Genomic DNA, 288 nt, shown 5'->3' with positions numbered 1-288 from the left:
TGCCGCCATTCACCGTCACAGGCAGCGACGGTGCATGAGGAAAAATAAAGCGAACTGGCGACGAAGCAGGTAACTTTAATTCAGGCAGAATGGCTTCGAAATCATGGCCATTTGACCCTAATCCGTGCAGCCAGATGACGGAAGCTGTGGGTTTGACCTTAGGGTTGACTTCAACACAGTCTAATTGAGGCATGATAAATTCCTTATCAATCAGTTCTGTTGTCCATGTTACGCAAGTTAGCGAATGCTGACCAGCACGCATTTATCATATACAATCAGATGCAAAAA

At 45.5% G+C, this 288-nt stretch carries 1 protein-coding gene; it reads right to left on the bottom strand.

From position 1 onward, the window contains the following. Positions 1 to 193, bottom strand: a 193-nt coding sequence (locus tag ACYP03_RS25685; protein WP_459782631.1) for an alpha/beta hydrolase, incomplete at its 3' end; no start/stop codon positions are given. Positions 194 to 288: the final 95 nt, after the last annotated feature.

Source organism: Photobacterium sp. R1, from assembly GCF_054600795.1.
This window is presented reverse-complemented; position numbering and strand designations above follow the sequence as displayed.